The organism is Pseudaestuariivita rosea (genome assembly GCF_017592335.1).
In the GTDB taxonomy this organism is placed as follows: Bacteria; Pseudomonadota; Alphaproteobacteria; order Rhodobacterales; family Rhodobacteraceae; genus Parasulfitobacter; species Parasulfitobacter rosea.
This window is the reverse complement of the sequence record NZ_JACNMP010000002.1, coordinates 133,293-152,616: the sequence shown is the minus strand read 5'-3', so window position 1 is coordinate 152,616 and position 19,324 is coordinate 133,293. Positions and strand designations below refer to the sequence as shown.

The 19,324-nt window shown below is 57.8% G+C and carries 16 protein-coding genes; 8 read left to right on the top strand and 8 right to left on the bottom strand.

Annotated features, from left to right (window positions below):
* Nucleotides 1-38: 38 nt before the first annotated feature.
* Entirely contained in the window at nucleotides 39-1,781 is a 1,743-nt protein-coding gene (argS, locus tag H7848_RS02300) for an arginine--tRNA ligase (protein WP_208347634.1), read from the bottom strand.
* 134 nt (nucleotides 1,782-1,915) lie between these two features.
* Here argS and H7848_RS02295 point away from each other — a divergent pair, with 134 nt between their 5' ends.
* Nucleotides 1,916-3,118: a hypothetical protein gene (locus tag H7848_RS02295; protein ID WP_208347632.1), complete on the top strand. Its 1,203-nt coding sequence runs from the start codon at nucleotides 1,916-1,918 to the stop codon at nucleotides 3,116-3,118.
* A gap of 32 nt (nucleotides 3,119-3,150) precedes the next feature.
* Here the strand turns inward: H7848_RS02295 and H7848_RS02290 are convergent, their stop codons facing one another.
* Nucleotides 3,151-4,320, bottom strand: a complete 1,170-nt coding sequence (locus tag H7848_RS02290) for a deoxyguanosinetriphosphate triphosphohydrolase (RefSeq protein WP_208347631.1) — start codon at nucleotides 4,318-4,320, stop codon at nucleotides 3,151-3,153.
* Between the two features lie 80 nt (nucleotides 4,321-4,400).
* On the opposite strand from H7848_RS02290, the gene H7848_RS02285 reads away from it, so the two are divergent.
* From H7848_RS02285 to H7848_RS02275, 3 genes are all read left to right on the top strand, one after another.
* On the top strand, nucleotides 4,401-4,724 hold the full coding sequence (locus H7848_RS02285) for a HesB/IscA family protein (protein WP_208347847.1): 324 nt from the start codon (nucleotides 4,401-4,403) through the stop codon (nucleotides 4,722-4,724).
* A gap of 226 nt (nucleotides 4,725-4,950) precedes the next feature.
* Nucleotides 4,951-6,510 carry a phosphate ABC transporter substrate-binding/OmpA family protein gene (locus H7848_RS02280; protein WP_237072532.1) on the top strand — a complete coding sequence of 520 codons (1,560 nt, stop codon included), beginning with the start codon at nucleotides 4,951-4,953 and terminating at the stop codon, nucleotides 6,508-6,510.
* A 1-nt stretch (nucleotide 6,511) separates the two neighbouring features.
* A complete protein-coding gene (locus tag H7848_RS02275) occupies nucleotides 6,512-7,606 on the top strand; it encodes a DctP family TRAP transporter solute-binding subunit (protein ID WP_237072531.1) in 1,095 nt (364 codons plus the stop codon).
* Between the two features lie 68 nt (nucleotides 7,607-7,674).
* Here the strand turns inward: H7848_RS02275 and H7848_RS02270 are convergent, their stop codons facing one another.
* The 4 genes from H7848_RS02270 to H7848_RS02255 form a co-directional block, all read right to left on the bottom strand.
* Complete coding sequence (locus tag H7848_RS02270; protein WP_208347630.1) at nucleotides 7,675-9,810, bottom strand: xanthine dehydrogenase family protein molybdopterin-binding subunit; 2,136 nt, start codon at nucleotides 9,808-9,810, stop codon at nucleotides 7,675-7,677.
* A 3-nt stretch (nucleotides 9,811-9,813) separates the two neighbouring features.
* A complete protein-coding gene (locus tag H7848_RS02265; protein WP_208347629.1) occupies nucleotides 9,814-10,275 on the bottom strand; it encodes a (2Fe-2S)-binding protein in 462 nt (153 codons plus the stop codon).
* A 92-nt stretch (nucleotides 10,276-10,367) separates the two neighbouring features.
* Complete coding sequence (locus H7848_RS02260; RefSeq protein WP_208347628.1) at nucleotides 10,368-10,778, bottom strand: hypothetical protein; 411 nt, start codon at nucleotides 10,776-10,778, stop codon at nucleotides 10,368-10,370.
* Nucleotides 10,779-10,828: 50 nt separating this feature from the next.
* Entirely contained in the window at nucleotides 10,829-12,469 is a 1,641-nt protein-coding gene (locus H7848_RS02255; protein ID WP_208347627.1) for a thiamine pyrophosphate-binding protein, read from the bottom strand.
* A gap of 85 nt (nucleotides 12,470-12,554) precedes the next feature.
* On the opposite strand from H7848_RS02255, the gene H7848_RS02250 reads away from it, so the two are divergent.
* Nucleotides 12,555-13,082: an NADPH-dependent FMN reductase gene (locus tag H7848_RS02250; protein ID WP_208347625.1), complete on the top strand. Its 528-nt coding sequence runs from the start codon at nucleotides 12,555-12,557 to the stop codon at nucleotides 13,080-13,082.
* A gap of 364 nt (nucleotides 13,083-13,446) precedes the next feature.
* Nucleotides 13,447-14,556, top strand: a complete 1,110-nt coding sequence (locus H7848_RS02245; RefSeq protein ID WP_237072530.1) for an agmatine deiminase family protein — start codon at nucleotides 13,447-13,449, stop codon at nucleotides 14,554-14,556.
* Nucleotides 14,557-14,573: 17 nt separating this feature from the next.
* Here the strand turns inward: H7848_RS02245 and H7848_RS02240 are convergent, their stop codons facing one another.
* A complete protein-coding gene (locus tag H7848_RS02240) occupies nucleotides 14,574-15,608 on the bottom strand; it encodes an NAD(P)/FAD-dependent oxidoreductase (protein WP_208347624.1) in 1,035 nt (344 codons plus the stop codon).
* Between the two features lie 58 nt (nucleotides 15,609-15,666).
* Here H7848_RS02240 and mnmC2 point away from each other — a divergent pair, with 58 nt between their 5' ends.
* Nucleotides 15,667-16,335, top strand: coding sequence for a tRNA (5-methylaminomethyl-2-thiouridine)(34)-methyltransferase MnmC2 (mnmC2, locus tag H7848_RS02235; protein ID WP_208347622.1), 669 nt, complete (start codon nucleotides 15,667-15,669; stop codon nucleotides 16,333-16,335).
* Entirely contained in the window at nucleotides 16,332-17,231 is a 900-nt protein-coding gene (locus H7848_RS02230; protein WP_208347620.1) for a DMT family transporter, read from the top strand. The genes mnmC2 and H7848_RS02230 overlap by 4 nt, the downstream gene beginning before the upstream one ends.
* Here the strand turns inward: H7848_RS02230 and H7848_RS02225 are convergent.
* Nucleotides 17,167-19,176, bottom strand: a complete 2,010-nt coding sequence (locus tag H7848_RS02225) for a lytic transglycosylase domain-containing protein (RefSeq protein WP_208347618.1) — start codon at nucleotides 19,174-19,176, stop codon at nucleotides 17,167-17,169. The genes H7848_RS02230 and H7848_RS02225 overlap by 65 nt on opposite strands.
* Nucleotides 19,177-19,324: the final 148 nt, after the last annotated feature.

The following is a 19,324-nucleotide window of genomic DNA, read 5'->3' as shown; positions in this document are numbered from 1 at the left end:
TCTGTTACTGCCTCAACCCCCGCCCCGCGCGCCTTGTGTCAGCGCATTTCTTCGACAGGTGTTACACCCAAGATACCAAGACCGGCGGAAATGACAACGGCAACTGCGTGGGCAAGCGCGATTTTTGCCTGAGTTGTGGCCGCATCGCCCTCTTGCACGAAGCGCAACTGCGGAAGATCGTTGCCGCGGTTCCACAATGTGTGGAAGTCAGACGCCAGTTCGTAAAGATAGAACGCGACCCGGTGCGGTTCGTGATTGCGCGCTGCGATTTCGATCAGACGTGGCCACTCGGCCAGTTTACGTGCGACGTTCAGTTCGGCCTCATCCGTCAACTTCGATAGATCCGCAGCAGGCAGAACGGCGTCGCCCACATCGATGCCGGCCTCGGTCGCCTTTCGGATCACGGAACGCACCCGGGCATGGGCATATTGTACATAAAAGACCGGATTGTCCTTGGATTGTTCCAGCACCTTGTCAAAGTCGAAATCCAGCGGGGCGTCGTTTTTGCGGGTCAGCATGACAAAACGCGTCACGTCGGGCCCCACCTGATCGACCACATCGCGAAGCGTCACAAAGGTGCCCGCCCGCTTTGACATCTTGAAGGGCTGGCCGTTTTTATAAAGCTTCACCAGTTGCGTCAGCTTGATATCCAGCGGTACCTTCCCATCAGACAGGGCAGAGACCGCCGCCTTCATCCGCTTCACATAACCACCATGATCAGCGCCGAAGACGTCGATCAGTTCGTCAAAACCCCGTTCGATCTTATCGTAGTGATAGGCGATATCGGGCGCGAAATAGGTCCAGCTGCCGTCGGATTTCTTAACCGGCCGGTCGACGTCGTCGCCATGCTCTGTGGATCTGAACAGCGTCTGTTCACGCGGCTCCCAATCCTCGGGCGTTTTGCCTTTGGGGGGCTCAAGGATGCCTTCGTAGATCAGGCCCTTGTCTTCGAGTGCCTGCAGCGCTTCTTCAATCCGACCGGTGCCATAAAGTGATTTCTCGCTGAAATAGACGTCCATTTCGACGCCAAGATAGGCCAGATCACTGCGGATCAGGTCCATCATCTTATCAGTGGCGAATTCACGGATTTCAGCCAGCCAGTATTGTTCGCCCTTATCAACGAACTGGTCCCCGACTTTCTGTTTAAGGGCTTCTGCAACATCGATCAGATAGTCACCGGGATAGGTGCCATCTTCAAATGACACCTCATGGCCGTGCGCCTCAAGATACCGCAAGTAGACCGACCGCGCCAGAACATCGACCTGCGCGCCGCCGTCATTTATGTAGTATTCTCGCGTGACGTCATAACCTGCGTAATTCAGCAGACTTGACAGTGCATCGCCGAAGACGGCCCCACGTGTGTGGCCCACGTGCACTGGACCGGTGGGGTTGGTGCTGACATATTCGACGTTGACGCGCTTGCCCTGTCCCATCGTGGACTGGCCGTAGGTCGGGTTGTCCAACACCTGCTGCACGACACCCTGCCAGACGACGGGCGCCAGCCGCAGGTTCAGAAAGCCCGGCCCGGCAACTTCAGCCACATCAATGCGGGGGTCGTTGGTTAGCTTAGGGGCCAGCGCATCGGCAATATCGCGCGGCTTCATCCCCGCCGGTTTCGCCAGCACCATCGCCGCATTCGTCGCCATGTCACCGTGCGCCGCATCGCGCGGGGGTTCGACCGCGACATTGGTGAAGTCCAGCCCATCGGGCAGGCTGCCCTCGGACTGCATTGCGGCCAGTGCATCGATCACAAGCGTGCGAATATTGGCAAAAAGGTTCATGGGTTCCGATCCTAAGGTTCGCGCGGGGTTTATCATGCGGCGGGGCTGCGTCAATGCCATGGGCGGCAGAATTCGGGTTGCATAGGGGCTTGCGCGAGGCAAGAGTGACCGAAATCGGATTATGAGACGTATTTATGACTTTAGACAGTGTTGATCCCGAACCGCAAACCAAACGCATTCTGGCTTATGTCGAAAAAGGCTGTGCCGTTCTGCTGACCCTTGTCATCGCTGTTCTGGTCATCGATGCCGTGCGGTTGCACCTGGCTTTGCCACATATACCACATTTGCTAAAATCGGATTTCACCGACATCCGCCAATCCCAGCTGGCAATCGCCGAACGGCACATGCTGCTGTCGCTTCTGCTGCCGTTTGCGGTTGGAATATACGCATTTATCGCCGCAGGTCGGCATAGTGTGATGGTGATTACCTTTCTGGGGATCAGTATGTTGGCAGGAATTTGGCTGGGCGACATGCCGACGCTTGGCAATCTGCTGGACACACAGTTTTATGCGATCCCTGTGCCATCACCATCTGATGGGGCAGACCCGACACTGGCGCAGATCACTCTGGTTCCTGGGCTGATGTATATGTTTCTGGGCCTGCTGACGCTGGTCGGCAGTATCGCACGGCGGTGGTGGGTTTTTGTGATCATGCTGGCATTGCTTACGCTTTTGCCTGCGATTGCGTTTTATGTTGTGTCTATAGACGTTGGGGCCCTTGACGGCATGATCGTTGCGGCGGGCGTTTTTGTGATCGCCGCCTTGCTGACTGCGGTCATATCGCTGTTCGACGGTGGACTGCGTCTTTACTACATTCCCCTGATGGTCATCGGAATGATGATGCTGCCCGTCCTGTTTCTGACATTTTATGCCGTGCACATATGGGTCGTTGCATCGCTGATCGAGCCGGACAGCTTTCTGATGCTGCAACGCCCCGACCTGTTGCAGGATCAAAGCCCAGAGGTGCTGCTGAACTATACTTCGACATCGCCCATCCCCTGGGCCTTTGCCTATCAGTTGTCAGGACTGGCGGCAGCGATTGGGTTCGGGTTCGCGATCATCGCCAGCCAAAGACCCGGGCATTGGGGCTGGTTTGTTTGGGGGCTGACCATGCTTGGAGGCATCGCTTTGGGCGGTGTCGCCGCATTGAACGGGCTGCAGTTGCTGTTTTATGTCTTTGAAGACCAGATCATGTTCGAACTGCGGCAGGACCCGAATTTCACCCTGACGGACCTGCCGCCCATCCCATCCAGCCTGCAGCCATTGATCTTTTTAGGTGTGTTGATCGCGGCCTGCCTGATCCGTGGGCTGTGGCCTTATCGCGACACGCAGGCGTAAGGCGAAGATCAAGAGACCCCGGATCGTATCCGTCACTGCCAGATTTCATCGGCAGCATCCTCTGGATCACCGCGAAATTGCCTGTGCCGTTGAAGGGCAAAACGGTCTGTCATACCGGCAATATAGTCCGACACGATCCGGGCTAGCGCTGTTTGATCGGTCGCTTGCTCTATGTCTTGTTGCCAGGCTTTCGGCAGAAACTCTGGCTTTGACATATAGAACGGAAACAGGTCATCCACCACCTGCGTGACCTCAGCCCGCTTATCCATAACCGAAGGGGCGCGATACATGCGTGCAAAAAGGAACGTGCGGATTTTTTGCAAATCGGTCCAAAGGGCATCTGAAAACCGAATGACGGGGCGCCCAAGCAGCCGGATATCATCGACGGTTTCAGGCGCGGCCCGGACCAGCAGATCGCGCGACGTGTCGATCACATCGGCCACCATGACCCCGAAAACCCGGCGCAGTGCTTCGTGCCGGCGTCGGTTGGGGTTCAGTCCGGGATATCTGGCATCGACGCCTTGATAGGCTTGCCCAACAATCGGCAGATCGCAGATATCATCATCCGTAAATAGCCGTGCCCGAAGGCCATCGTGCAGGTCGTGGTTGTTATAGGCGATATCGTCGGCAAGGGCGGCGACCTGCGCTTCGGCGCTGGCATGGGTGTGCAGTTCAAGATCATGGCGCGCGGTATAGTCCGCCAGGGCGTAGGGCAGATCACCCACCACGGGGCCGTTGTGCTTGGCGATGCCTTCCAGCGTTTCCCAGGTCAGGTTCAGCCCGTCGAAATCGGCATAATGCCGTTCCAGCGACGTCACAATCTTGACCGCCTGTGCGTTATGATCGAACCCGCCATAGGGTTGCATCAATGCATTCAGCGCGTCTTCGCCCGTATGACCAAAGGGTGTATGTCCCAGATCATGGGCCAGCGCGACGGCCTCGGTCAGTTCGCCGTTCAGGCCCAGGGCGCCGGCAACTGTGCGCGCAACCTGTGCAACCTCAATCGAATGGGTCAGCCGCGTGCGATAATAATCGCCTTCATGTTCAACAAAGACTTGCGTCTTGTGCTTCAGTCGGCGGAAGGCGCTGGAATGAATGATCCGGTCCCGGTCACGCTGAAAACATGACCGAAAACTGCTTTCCTCTTCCGCAATCAGCCGCCCCCTGGCCTTTGCCGGATCCGAGGCATAGGACGCTTGCATGTCGCTTCACCTTGTCGCCTGCCCTAAGGCTTTCTATATTTGGAATATCCAGAATGATAAACAGCCGAGTCGCACCCATGTTGACCTTGCCACCCAAAGTAACTGACCGTGCATTTGAACGCCTTGCTGAAATCGGCGCTGCTGATCAGGGCAAAGCGCTTCGCATCGCTGTCGAAGGGGGCGGTTGTTCCGGCTTTCAGTATGAAATCGATCTGGATGAGGCCAAGGAAGACGATCTGATCCTTGAAGGTCAAGGCGAGAAGGTTGTGATCGACAGCGTGTCGCTGCCTTTTCTGACCGATGCCGTGATCGACTTTAGCGAAGAACTGATCGGAGCACGGTTTGTGATCAACAATCCGAATGCCAGCAGCAGCTGCGGCTGTGGGACAAGCTTCTCGATGTGATGTAAATACCACGAGAAGCCGATTGATCTTAGAATATTTATCAGTTTTCGCACTTATTCCATGACGAGCCATACTTTCGGCGCATAGCAGCGTTAACCTGTCGTTATAGCATCAACAATACCATGAATTTGCCGTTTTTAGGGCACAGATTTGAACAGAATGACCAATAGCGAAATCGTCAGCAATAAAAGTCGAACGATCGTAACAACGATAAGGACCTGAAAAAATGAGAAAGACTTCTCTGGCAGCATTGCTTGCTGGTACATTCATGACCGGCCTGGCTGCGACAGCTGCGTTGGCAGATAGGCTGACACTTAGGGCAACAGACGAATCGCTTAGTGTAACGGGCGAACTGATTTCATTCGATGGACAGACCTATACGCTTCAAACAACACTTGGCGTTGTCAGTGTGCCCGCTGGCCTGGTGATCTGTTCCGGCCCCGCTTGTCCAAATGTCAATCAGGCGACTGAATTTACGATTGTTGGATCGCAATCCCTGGGCCAAGGCCTGATCCCCGCTCTTTTCGAAGCCTATAGCGAAAATGTTGGCGCAGATTTCCGATTCAATAGCGGCAACAGCACATCGACCATCGAAATGTCCGGCAGCGCCGTTGCTGACGTTACGGTTGAAAAGACGAACTCAACCAGCGGTCTGCGTGCCCTGCTGGACGAAGACGCAACATTTGCCCTGTCCACGCGCCCTGCCCGAAATCGTGAGCTTAGAAACTTCGAAGCCGCCGGTCTGGGGACGCTGAACAGCGGCGCGCAGGAACACATCGTGGCCCTTGACGGGCTGGTGCTGATCACCGCACCGGGCAACCCTGTTCGTGCTATTTCAGAAGCCAACGCAGCGCTGGCCTTTGGTGGTGTTGTTACAAACTGGGCGGACCTGGGCGGCCGGAACGCCCCCATCAATGTTCACGTCCGCGAACCCGATTCGGGCGCGCGTGAGGTTTTCGATGCGCTGGTCATGCGCCCCAATGGCTATGCGGTTGATGGCCGTGTGACAGTGCATACATCGGATGAAGATCTGGTTCAGGCTGTTCTGAATGACCCTAACGGCATCGGGTTCACAAGCTTTGCCAACGTCGGCAATGCTGGCGCGCTGGCGATTGAGGGCGTTTGCGGGCTGCAAACTCCGCCAAGTGCCTTTGCGATCAAAACGGAAGAATACCCGCTGACGCGTCTGCTTTACATGTACCAGACCAACAAGCCACTGCCTGAACATGCCCGTGGACTGCGTGATTTTGCCCTGTCTGATGCGGCGCAAAGCATTGTTGCGAATGCAGGCTTCATCGATCAGGCGGTGACGTCCGAATCGATCAATGCACAAGGCCTGCGGATCGCGTCAGCGCTTGTGGCCCCCGATGGTGCGCAAAGCTATGAACAGTTGCGCGAAATGGTCGATTTGCTGATCTCAGCCGACCGTTTGTCCACCACATACCGCTTCAGAACAGGTTCTGCTGATCTGAACGCCCGTGCACAAGCTGACGTCGAACGTCTGATCGAATTGATGCAAGGTCAGGATTTCACCAATAAGGAACTGTTGTTTGTCGGCTTCACCGACTCGGTTGGTCAGGCGGACCTGAACCGCGAACTGTCGCAACAACGTGCTGAACAAGTGATGCAGGCGATCAGAAATGCCGCGCCGAATCTTTCATCACGTGTTAGAATGCGTGCGATCGGTTTTGGCGAAATTTCGCCTTTGGGTTGCAATGAAACAAACACCGGACGACTGATCAACAGACGTGTGGAAGTATGGGTTCAGGATATTGTGGCAAACTAAGATGAAACTGCAGATGTCTTACACCAATCCCGCCCCGAATGCTGCGCACCAAGCGCCAATGCGCCTTGGCCGCATCTTCAGAAGGAAAGATAGAATGTCGTTTGTAACACGTACCCTAGCCGCCGCTTTTCTGGCCCTTCCGCTTGCGACACAAGCCAATGCGAACTGTGATGCAGGTGAGACCAAAGTCGTTATGAGTATTGTGACGGCGCTCCAGGGTCACCCCAAAGGTGAAACAGCCCTTGCATTGGCCGACCGCGTCAATTCCCAGATGAATGGTCGCATGTGTATGGAGGTTTACGGAAACTCAGAGCTCTATAACGATATTGACGTATTCCAGGCCATGCTGGACGGCAAAGTCCAAATGGCGGCCCCGTCATTGTCAAGATTCTCGGCATACACACAAAAGCTGCAGATGTTCGACTTGCCGTTTCTGTTCGATGATCCAATCCACGCAATGGATTTTCTGGCCACAGATGCAGCCAAGTCTTTGAAAAACGAAGTGCGGCCAGCAGGGTTTGTCGGAATGGGCTTCTGGACCAACGGTATGCGTCAGATTTCAGCGACACGACCGTTGCGCAAACCTGCTGATGTGGCAGGTCTGACGTTTAGGGTTCAGCCTTCGGATATTCTAGAAGCACAGTTTAGGCTTTTAGGTGCTGATCCGAAAAGACTTGCCTTTTCAAAGGTATACGATGCGCTGGCTAGTGGCGAGGTTCAGGGGCAACAGAATACCTGGTCGAATATCTATACGAAGGACTTCCATACTGTTCAAAGTGGTGTAACTGAATCCAACCACAGCTATCTGGGATATCTCGTGGTTATGCCACAAGCGTTTCTGGACAGCCTGAACCCGACTGATCGGGAAGAGTTCATCGGATTGTTTGAGCTGACAACGCATGAATACAATCGATTTGCGTTCGAAACAAACCAACTGCGTCGTCAGGATATTCTTGATGAAGAAGTGATGGTTGTTCGCTTGACGGACGAAGAAAAACAAGCCTGGCGCGATGCCTTCGCTCCGCTTTATGACCAGTTTTCAGGTGTTATCGGTCAAGATCTGATCGATGCTGCAAGAAATGCAAAGCAAAAATAGTATTGCTTAAGAAGTGAAAAAGGGGCCTGCCGCAAATCAATGCGGCAGGCCTTTTTGTTTGCGATAGGTCAGACCGCCACAAACGGCAGACGTTTTGGTGTTTCCCCGGTCAGCGCACGCCAGGCGTTCCCAACTGCGGGCGCGATGGGTGGGGTGCCGGGTTCACCAATACCGGTCGGGTCCATTGTGCTTTCGATGATCGAAACTTCGACCTGGGGCATCTCGGAATGGCGAAGAATGCGGTAAAGATCATAATTCGATTGATCAACCTCACCACCGTCCAGCAGGGTCACTTCCTCAAACATCGCAGCAGACAACCCATATCCCAAAGCGCCGGCGACCTGGGTCTCGATGATCCGCGGGTTAATGGCGATCCCGCAATCGACTGCAACCCAGACCCGATGCACCCGTGGCTGACCGCCATCGTCTGACACATCCGCAATCATCGCCACATAAGTGTTGAAGCTTTCGTGTAGCGCGACACCGCGGGCAATCCCGTTGCCCGCATCCACACCCTGCCAGTTCGCCATCTCGGCCACACGTTCCAGCACCGCACGGTCACGACCCGCATCGGACCTGATCAGATCAAGCCGCCCCTGAACGCGGTCTTTTCCACCCCGTTCAAGCAGTTCATCCAGGAAGGTCTCGGTCGCATAGGCCGTATGCGTGTGACCCACAGATCGCCACCACAGCACAGGCACACCGCTGGACATATTTGCCATGGCAACACGTGCATTCGGCAGATCATAGGGCATACGCGTCGACCCCTCGATCGAGGTCGCGTCAATCCCGTTCTGGATCATGCCCTCAAACGGTGATCCGGCCAGAATGGATTGCGTTGCAACATTGTTGCGCCATCCAACTATGTTACCGTCGCTATCCAGCCCGCCCTGCATGTAATGCACCGTCAGCGGACGGTAATAGCCACCGCGCATGTCGTCTTCGCGGCTCCATTGCAGCTTATAGGCGCCAGGACCGGCGGCCCGGGCAGCCTGTGCCAGTTCGGCGACAAAGTGATTATCCGGCGTCGCGCGGCGGCCGAAAGACCCGCCCGTCAGCATCGTGTTGATGGTGACCGATGGCGGCTGCAGACCCAGAACCGAGGCGATAGCGGCCTGATCGGTCGTCGGTATCTGCGATCCGGTCCAGACCTGGGCCTGACCATCGCCGAATTCCAGAACGCCATCCAGCGGCTCCATCGAGGCATGGGCCAGAAACGGAAATCTGTATTCAGCTTCAATAACTTCAGCCGCATCAGACAGGGCAGCGTCAAGATCGCCGCTTTCCTCGGCCACCAAATCGGCGGTCCGGGCGGCCTCGGCCCAAGCGGTCATCATCTGATCAGAGGAACGGGTTTCGGCATTGGCCTCATCCCAGGTGATGTCCAGCGCATCACGCCCCTGGAAGGCGGCCCACGTGTCCTGGGCATAAACCGCGATACCACTGGGGATCTGTTCGACACGCTCAACACCCGGAACGTCCAAGGCGCCTGAGGCATCAAAGGATGCAACGGTTGCGCCAAACTTAGGGGGATGCGCCACTGCGACACTCAGCATACCGTCGCGGAACACATCGATTGTGAACTGCGCTGTGCCATTACTTTTTTGCGCGGCTTCAATGCGACTGACGTCTTTACCAATCAGTGTGAACTGATCGGGTGTTTTCAATGTGGGTTCTGCAGGGGCAGATACATTCGCGGCGGCCTCTGCCATGTCGCCAAAGGTTGCGGTTTGACCACTGGCCTGATGGCTGATCACGCCCGTGCTGACGGTGATTTCAGCCGCCGGGACACCCCATTCGTTCGCAGCCGCTTCCACCAGCATCGCACGTGCAGCAGCCCCAGCCTGACGCATCGGCATCCAGCTTGAGGGGGTCGCGGTCGATCCACCCGTGCCCTGAATGCCAAACAATGCGTTCACATAAAGTTCGACATTGGCCGGCGCATGTTCAGCACGCATTTGCGACCAGTCTGCGTCCAGTTCCTCGGCGACCATTGTGGTCAAACCTGTCCATGTGCCCTGCCCGAATTCGATATGTTTGACCAGAACGGTGACTGTGTTGTCCGGCGCGATGCGGACAAAGGCATTGGGTACAAAGGGCTGGGTGCCGTCACTTGCGCGGGCACCGCGGGGCAGAGTTGCAGCGATGACAAGACCGGCTGTTCCAGCCAGAAAGGCGCGGCGGGTTGGCGTTAACTTTCCCATCGATCAAGCCTCCAACGTGTCAGCTGCACGACGCACAGCTTCACGGATGCGCGCGTAAGTGGCGCAGCGGCATAGGTTATTGTCCATAGCAAAAGTAATATCTTCATCCGTCGGGTTTGGCGTTTCCTGCAGAAATGCCGTGGCGGTCATAATCTGACCCGACTGGCAATAGCCGCATTGTGCGACCTCTAATTCCGTCCAGGCGGCTTTGACGGCCTCGGCCTCGGGGCCCTCGATCCCTTCGATTGTGGTGATGTCGGCACCGGCGACCGCGTCAATCGGGGTCACGCAAGCACGCTGTGCAACGCCGTCAATCATCACGGTGCACGACCCACACTGCGCTACGCCACACCCGTATTTTGTACCGGTCAGGCGCAGTTCATCGCGGATGACCCAAAGCAGTGGTTTTGCGGGATCGGCATCGGTGGTCCGCTCGGCCCCATTGACTGTAAAGCTGATCGACATCTGGCATCTCCTGTTGCTGGATATGCCAAAAGTAGGGTCATCTGTGACCAGCGCCAGTCACAAAGTCATTTTTGACGGCATTTTAGCGCCGGTCAAACATCACAGTCGGCGGTTCCCCGCACTTGCTCAAGCCCTTGGTTTTCATAGATTTCACCGATGTTACAGTCCAGATGCTTAGGAAGCTGGACCTGAACCGGCTGAGGTTGACCATCGCAGGCCAGACGGGCGTTGATGATCACCTGATCGCCATTCAGCGAGTTGCGGGCGATACGACAGCCACTGACCTGCTCAATCGCATAAGCTGCCTTGGGGTACATCATATCAGGGCGCGGCGCGAATTCACGACTGATCCGGATCGCCTGCGCCTGTCGGTCCTTTATGCGGACATCAAATGTGCTGCCTTCGACCGTGATCCGCGTGGCAGCCACACCGTAGTAAGCGGGCGGTGGCGTTGTGCAGGCCGCAAGAGCAGCCAGTGAAACAGATAAAACGATCAGGCGCATTGGGTCTTCCTTTTTTGGAAGAGTTACAAAGCCCTGGTTAATAAAGTCTTTCAGTCGCTCTGGGCCGCATCGCGCACCTGATCCAATGTCGCCGCTGTGGACAGCGCTTGTGGATCCACCTTCAATTCCAGAACGGCCAAACGACCAAAATCCGCCGCGCGCCGAAAGGCTTTGGGGAATTCATCCGTATTTTCAACCACTTCCCCATGTCCGCCATAGGCCTTGGCCAGCGCAACGAAATCGGGATTGAACAGATCGGTGCCGGATACGCGGGCCGGATAGGTCTTTTCCTGATGCATCCGGATTGTGCCATAGCGACCGTTGTTTACCACGATCACAATGACCGCAGCACCGTGTTGCGCGGCTGTTGAAAGCTCATTCAAAGTCATCTGAAAACAGCCATCCCCGGCGAAACAAACCACCGTCCGATCCGGATGCTGAAGCTTTGCGGCAATTGCAGCGGGCAGACCATAGCCCATGCTGCCGCTTGTGGGGGCCAGTTGCGTGCCATAGCGTTTGAACTGGAAATAACGGTGAACCCAGGCGGCATAATTGCCCGCGCCATTGGTGATGACGGCGTCGTCGGGCAGATGGTCGGACAGCCAATGCACCACCTGTTCCAGCTTCAGGTCGCCGGGCGTTTCCTGGGGGGTGCGCCAGTTTTGATAATCATCATGTGCCGGCGTGGTTTTTGGAGTGTCCAAAGGGATTTGGGCAAGTGCCTCAACCATATGATCCGCGCGGGAATTGACTGCGATATCGGGGGTATAGATGTGCCCCAGCTCATCCGGATCGGCATGGATGTGGATCAGTTTTTGCCCCCTGTCCGCAGGATCGACCAACGCAAAACCCGCCGTCGCGACATCCCCCAAACGCGCGCCAAGGACCAGCAGGCAGTCGGCCTGTCGGACGTGATTTGCCAGCGCCGGGTTCATACCGAAACTCAGATCACCGGCATAACACGGGTGGCGGTTGTCGATGTAATCCTGCCGCCTGAAAGAGGACGCCACCGAGATGCCATGGTTTTCCGCGAATTTGGCAAGGGCGTCGGCGGCGGGCTGGCCCCAGTGCGGACCGCCCACGATAATCAGCGGATCGTGGGCCTTACCCAATTCTGACACAATATCTTGTGCCACTTGATCTAAATTCGGTCGTTTCGCAAGTGGGTGAGCGGGCCGTAGCGGCACGTTGGACTGGGCACTTAGAATGTCTTCGGGCAAGGCCAAGACCACTGGTCCGGGGCGCCCTGATTGAGCGACATGAAGCGCCCGCGCGGTGTATTCGGGCAGACGATCCGTTTGATCGACCTGCGCCACCCATTTTGCCAGCGGGGCGAACATGGCGCGATAGTTAACCTCTTGAAAAGCCTCACGATCTTGGTCACCGAGCGCGATCTGACCGACAAACAGGATCATGGGTGTTGAGTCCTGCCGGGCCACATGAATACCGCTGGCGGCGTTGGTTGCGCCGGGGCCGCGGGTGACAAAGGCGATGCCGGGGGTGCCGGTCAGTTTGCCGTGCGCCTCGGCCATCATCGCAGCACCGCCTTCGTGGCGGCAGACGATGTTCTGGATACCGCTGTCATAAAGTCCGTCCAACACCGCCAGATAACTTTCGCCTGGCACCGAAAAGACACGCGACACACCATATTCAACAAGTTGATCCACAAGGATTTTTCCGCCGTGCCGCATGTCTGATCCCCCGCTTTATGAAACTTATCTTGCCGCTGTGGGTTTGCACTCTAGTCTTTGCTGCGACAAACAAAAGGATGATTTTATGCACCTGCTTGGGATTTCGGGATCGCTTCGGAAAGAGGCCACGAATACAAAACTGATTCATGAGGCCGCGCGGCTGTTCGAGGCATCAGAATTCACCGCAGCGGACATTCGGTTTCCCCTTTATGATGGTGATCTGGAAGAGGCCGAGGGCATCCCTGCGGCCGTTAAGGCATTGACAGATCAGATAAATTCAGCGGATGCGGTTGTTATTTCGACGCCGGAATACAACAAGGCACCATCGGGGGCATTGAAGAATGCGCTGGACTGGATCAGCCGGTCAGACATGAAATCGCTGCAGGACAAGCCCATGGCGATCATGTCCGCCACAGCGGGCCGCGCGGGCGGTGAACGGGCGCAGTTTGCGCTCCGGCTGATGCTGATGCCCTTTGCCCCTAAGCTATTGCAATCGCCCGAAGTTTTGGTGGCCCAAAGCAGCAAGCAGTTCGATGACAACGGCCGTCTGACCGATGATGCCTATATCGATTTTCTGGGCAAGCTGATGGGCAATCTGAAGGCCCTGGTCTGATGCCGCAACGTTACAAAGGTTAACGCACCGTTTGGATGGCTTCTGCGGCAAAATAAATGTGCAATTTGCACATTTTCGGGCTTTTCGGACCCGGCCCCGTTGGCGTTTGTGACAATTTGTACGTTTCGTACGCAGGTTTTGTACGATTCCCGAACGTACAAAACAGCCTGTCAACGCGCGCGGTGCGGATGAAATTCGGTAACTCCTTGACCTTGTTAACCATTTCGGGGCTGTCGTTAAGTTATTCTTAACGACAGCCCTTGCCGTCAGCAGTATTTCGACACTTATCGAAAACGCGGTTGCACGGCATATCCAGATCAATAGATAGAACCCTGAATGGCCCGCAAACGGAGAACGCCGCCGCATGAAACACGGACGAAACGGAATGATGCGACGGAATGTTCTGACTGGGCTGGCAGGCGCTGCGGCGACCATGGCGTCGGGGTCGGATCTTTGGGGGCGAACAATGAAGGAATGGTATGTCCCCGCAGAAGATGATCCGCATGAACGGACATTTCTGCAGTGGCCTGTGGATGATCAGATTTATCGCGAGGCCTGGTTTTTGGAAGAGGTGCAGCAGGCCATCGTGACGCTCGCGAATGCAATTGCATCCTTTGAACCCGTCGTCGTGCTGGCCGCTGCCGAGCATCATGAAAAAATCCGGCAGCAGGTTGGGGAAAATGTAGCCCTTTGGGATATTCCGACCGATGATCTTTGGGCGCGTGACAGTGGCCCGCTGTTTGTCGTGCATGACGGCGGCGGGTTGGCGGTGCGACATGTCAACTTTAATGGCTGGGGTGGCAAGCAACGCCACCCGAACGACGGGCTGGTCGCACGCCGCGTAGCGGAGCGGATGGGTTTGCCTCTTTTGGATAATGGCTTGGTCGGTGAACCGGGCGGCGTTGAGCAAGATGGCCATGGCACACTGATGGCGCATGAAAGTTCCTGGGTGAATCCGAACCGTAATCCGGGCATCCGCGCTGCAGTCGAAGCCCAACTGCTTGAGGCCTATGGCGCCCAAAAGATGATATGGGCACCGGGATTGGCGGGGCAGGATATCACTGATTTTCACATCGATGCGCTTGCCCGCTTTGTTGCACCCGGCCGGGTGATTATTCAGATGCCGGGCAATACGGATATGTCAGATGACTGGGTGCGGACGGCGCACCAAACACGGTCCATTCTGGCGGAAGCGACCGACGCGAAGGGCCGCCGCCTGCAGATCACCGAAATCTATGACCCCGAGCGGCCGCGGGTTCGGGACCCTGATTTTCTTGCGTCTTACGTGAATTACTACGTCTGCAATGGCGCGGTGATCATGGCCCAGTTTGGCGATGATGATGCGGATTCCGAGGCCATTCGCACCATTGGTCAACTGTATCCGGACCGCGAGGTTGTGACGCTGAACACAGACGCTTTGGGATGGATCGGGGGCGGCATTCACTGCGCCACGCAACAGCAACCGGCGGTCTGATCTGCTGATCCGGCGGCTTAAAAATTATCCTCAACCCGAAAGCCTTCGGGGATCGTATCGCGGGCGTCCAGGATCAGGTCGGCCATGACCTCGCCCACCTTTGGGGCCATGCCGAAGCCGATTTTGAAGCCCCCGTTCGCGATGAACTGATCGGGCTTGCCAGGATAGCCGCCCAGCATCGGAGCGCGACTTTTGGCGCGGGGGCGGATGCCGGCCCAGCGTTCGATCACCGGGGCGTCGGCCAGCATCGGAAAGCTGTCCATGGCGCGGGCGATGACGTCGTCAAGCTGGGTATCGATGCTGGTGGGATCGTCAAAATCCCGTTCCGAAGTCGATCCGATGGCAACCGTGCCGTCGTGGTGAGGCACGATGTGCAGCGCGTCGGCGAAAAGCTGGGGCTGTTTACGGGCCTCGAACCCCAGTAAGGCCGCCTGCCCTTTTACCCCGTTGCCGACGGGTGTGCCGAGGTCGCGCGACAGCTCCAGCAGGCCGTCATAGCCCGTGGCCCAGACGATCTGACCGGCCAGCGTCGCGCGGTGGGTGATATGGCCGCCCAGTGCAGCAATGGCCTGCGCCAGGGCGGTGGTTGCCTGACGCGGGTGGATGCGGGCGGACAGGGTGTCGTGGATCAGCCAACCCGTGGGGCTTTGCGGCGCCCAGCCCGCGTGATCACTGGCGGGCACGACACGCCAGTCTGCCTGCCCCTGCCACAGACGTTTGGCGCTGGTGGCCCGGTCGCGGGCCAGGGTTAGAGTGTGATCATCGGCGATGGGTTGCAGGCGGCCCAGCCGGGCATAGCCGGTGGGCAGCGCAGACAGGCGTTCGACGCCCGCCCAGTAGTCTTCGGCCATGATCAGGCTGTCGAACTGAAAGTCTTTCTTGGGGTTCCAGTTTTCGGGCGTATGGGGGGCCAATGCCCCCACGATGCCGCCGCTGGCGCCCGCGCCCACACCGTTCGGATCGACGATCTGCACCTGCGCGCCCCGCCTGAGGCAGGCATAGGCGACTGACAGCCCGAAAATCCCCGCACCACATACCGTTACATCGACCATTGCCAAGCCCCCACGCCCGCATCATTGTTCCTGCAGCGACATAAAGGATCAGATCACAATGGGCCAGACGGCGAATTTGGAATGGCGCGATGGTAAGACACCGGTGTCGCAACGTTTTGATGATCCTTACTTTTCAATCCACGACGGGCTGGCCGAGACCCGGCATGTGTTTCTGGCAGGCAATGATCTGCCGGGGCGGTTTCGGGATGGGTTCGCGATTGCGGAACTGGGGTTCGGGACGGGGCTGAATTTTCTGGTGACGCTGGATGCCTGGGCAGGTAGCGGGGCGCAAGGCCGGTTTCATTTCACATCGTTTGAGGCTTTTCCGATGGGTCTGGACGATATGCGCAAAGCGCTGGCGGCCTTTCCGGCGGTGTCAGGTTGGGTTGATCCGTTGATCACTGCGCTTGGCACTAGCGTCGGACCGCATGACATCGGACCGGCGGTTTTGACAATTGTCGAAGGCGACGCACGGAAGACGTTGCCCGAATGGGGTGGCGCAGCGGATGCCTGGTATCTGGATGGGTTTTCGCCCGCGAAGAACCCCGAGCTATGGGGGCCGGACCTGATGGCGCAGGTCGCGGGGCACACCCACCCCGGCGGGACGGCGGCGACGTATACAGCGGCAGGCGCGGTACGACGGGGATTGGAAGATGCGGGATTTGAAGTGACGCGCGTACCGGGATACGGGCGCAAGCGGCATATGACGCGGGCGCGGCTGGCATGACGGCGCAGAACCCGCGCCTGGGCATCTGGCTGATGGTGGCAACGACCTTTGTTTTTGCCATGCAGGACGGCATATCGCGCCATCTGGCCGCCGAATACAATGTGCTGATGATCGTGATGATCCGCTATTGGTTCTTTGCGGCCTTTGTCATCGCGTTATCGCAGCGGCAGTCGGGCGGGATACGGGCCGCGGCACGCACAGAACAACCGCTGTTGCAGATCGGGCGGGGCCTGCTGCTGGCCACGGAAATCTGCGTGATGGTGCTGGCGTTTGTGCTGTTGGGGCTGGTGGAAAGCCACGCGATTTTCACCTGTTATCCGCTGCTGATCGCGGCGCTTTCAGGGCCGATCCTGGGCGAAAAGGTCGGCTGGCGGCGGTGGGTGGCGATTGGCATCGGCTTTGTTGGCGTACTGATCATTCTGCAGCCGGGGGTCAAGGTATTTTCGCCCGCCGCACTTGTACCGCTGGCCTCGGCCCTGATGTTTGCGCTTTATGGGTTGCTGACGCGTTATGCGGCCCGAAAAGACAGCGCCGCGACCAGCTTTTTCTGGACGGGCACGTCGGGGGCGGTGGCGATGACGCTGGTCGGCCCGTGGTTTTGGGAACCCATGATCGCGCGTGATTGGCTGTGGATGGGCGCGCTGTGCCTGACCGGGGCGCTTGGGCATTGGCTGCTGATCAAATGCTATGAGGTGTCCGAGGCCAGTGCGGTGCAGCCCTTTGCCTATCTGCAGCTGGTCTTTGCGGCGGGGCTGGGGCTGACGTTTTTCGAAGAAACGCTGGAATGGAATGTGATCGTCGGGGCGGTGATTGTGGTGGGCGCGGGGCTGTTCACTCTGTCGCGGGCACGACAAGTTCGGTCCGATCCCCATCCGGGCGCATCCGGGGACGAATGACGGGATAGGTTCCGATCAGTTCTTCGGTCAGGCGCAGGGGCTGGGGGTGCCCGGTGAGTTGTGCGCGGTAAACGGGCAGAGATTCCATGACGCGCATGACATAGTTCCGGGTTTCGCGGAATTCGATGTGTTCGATCCAGTCGATGGGGTCGATGTCGCCGGTGCGCGGATCGCCATGTTCGGTCATCCAGCGGCGGGGGCGACTGGGGCCAGCGTTATAGGCAGCAGCGACCAGCACGTAGGACGGGCCGAACATCTGGGTCAGATCCTCCAGATAGGCCACGCCAAGAGTGGCGTTGAAATCGGGGTCGGACAGTTTGGCGGTGGTATAGTCAAGATCAAGATCTGATGCCACGGCGCGGGCGGTGGCGGGCATCAGCTGCATCAGCCCCCGCGCGCCTACGCGGCTGCGGACGGTGGGGTCAAATTCGCTTTCGCGCCGGGCGATGGCCAGGGCCAATTCGGGCGGCACGGTCAGATTTTCGTCAGCCAGCGGATGCACAGGGAACATGGCGGCGGGCACGGTCACACCATGGCCCGTTGCGCGTTTGCCGATCATGACCGCCAGATGGGGTTCGCCCTGATCCATGGCAAATTTTGCCAGTTGCGCGACCCCTTTTGCATTCAGACTTTCGGCCAAGTGGGTCAGAAACATCTCGGCCAGATCGCGATGACCGGATTGCAGCAGCAGTTGCGCCGCCTGAAAGACCGAGCTATCGACAAAATCTGCGCCCCGCCAGTCCTGCGCGTCCAGCCCGTGCACCAGTGACGGCATCATGGGCAGTTGCAGGCGCTCGGCGGCCAGAAGACCATAAAAGCTGGTCTGATATTGCGCGCCCTCGGCATAGGCGCGGCCGGCGGCGGTGGGATTGCCGGCGACCTCATACGCGCGGCCCAGCCAATAGCCTGCGCGACCTTTGGAAATGGGGCTGCCGACGGCATCCGAGAAGCGTTCGAAATGTGCGATGGCCACATCGGGCTTGTTCAGCTTGCGCAGCGCGATATAGCCCGCCAGCCATTCCAGATCCGCAAAGTGGCTGCCCGCCGTCAGGTGGTGATTGGCGGCCAGCGCATAGGCGCGCCCGGCGTTGCCGTTTCGCATATCCTGACGCGCCAGCAGGCGCCGCCTGTTGGCCCATTCTTCGGGGCGGCCCAGCATGTCGGCGCTGACCGAATGCTGCTGCAAAATCTCAAGCGCGCCGTCGCGAAACCCGCGTTTCACACGCCATTCAAACCGATCAAAGGCCAGACCGGGCGCGTTGCGCAGATCATCGGGCACGGCTTTGATCAGATCATCGACACCGCTGATGTTGCGTTGCAGACCCATGCGGGCGGCGGCCAGTTTCTTTTGGTCGTCGTTGATCAGGGGCATCAGGCGTTCCGCCTCGACCAACCGGCCGCGCCACAGCAGCATATCGATCCGCGCCTCGTGGTGCGATGTCAGCAGTTTGGTGTGCTGGGTCAGATAGGTGGCAAATTCGGCTTTGGTCAGTGTCTGTTCGCGCCAGGCCTGCACGATCAGCGCATCAGCCTGCTGCGCCTGACCGGTCTGACGCAAGGCGATGGATTTTCGCAGCATCCCGTGGCCTGTTTGCGGCGGTTGATCCTTAAAATAGGCCAGCACCTGATCGGCGGGCACATTGGGGGTCAAATTCTGTTCGCCCACGCGACGCAGACGCTGCAGACCGGGCCAGTCGCCGTTTTTCTGCAGAAAGCGATTCGTCTCATCCAGCGTACCGCCCGCTTCGCGCAGACGGCGCCATTCGATGATATCAGCCAGCAGCGCACTGCGCCTTTCGGCGGCCTCGCGCGCCTGATCCCATTCCCCTTGGTTTATTGCCCGAAACGCCGCAAGCAACGCCAAGCCGTCACGTCTGTCCTGGGCCGCAGACGGGCTGATCGGCAGAGCAAGAAACATCATTGTAATGGCGGGAAAAAAGCGCATTCAAATCCCGGTGAGACATCAGCGTTGACATTAAAGGTAACCTGCAACGGCTGGACATCAAACCCTATTCTTGGCAAGTGCGTCAACGGCGGCTAGTGTTCGCCACATTTATGACGGGCTGTGTTGTGCCCACAACAAAAAGGATGCG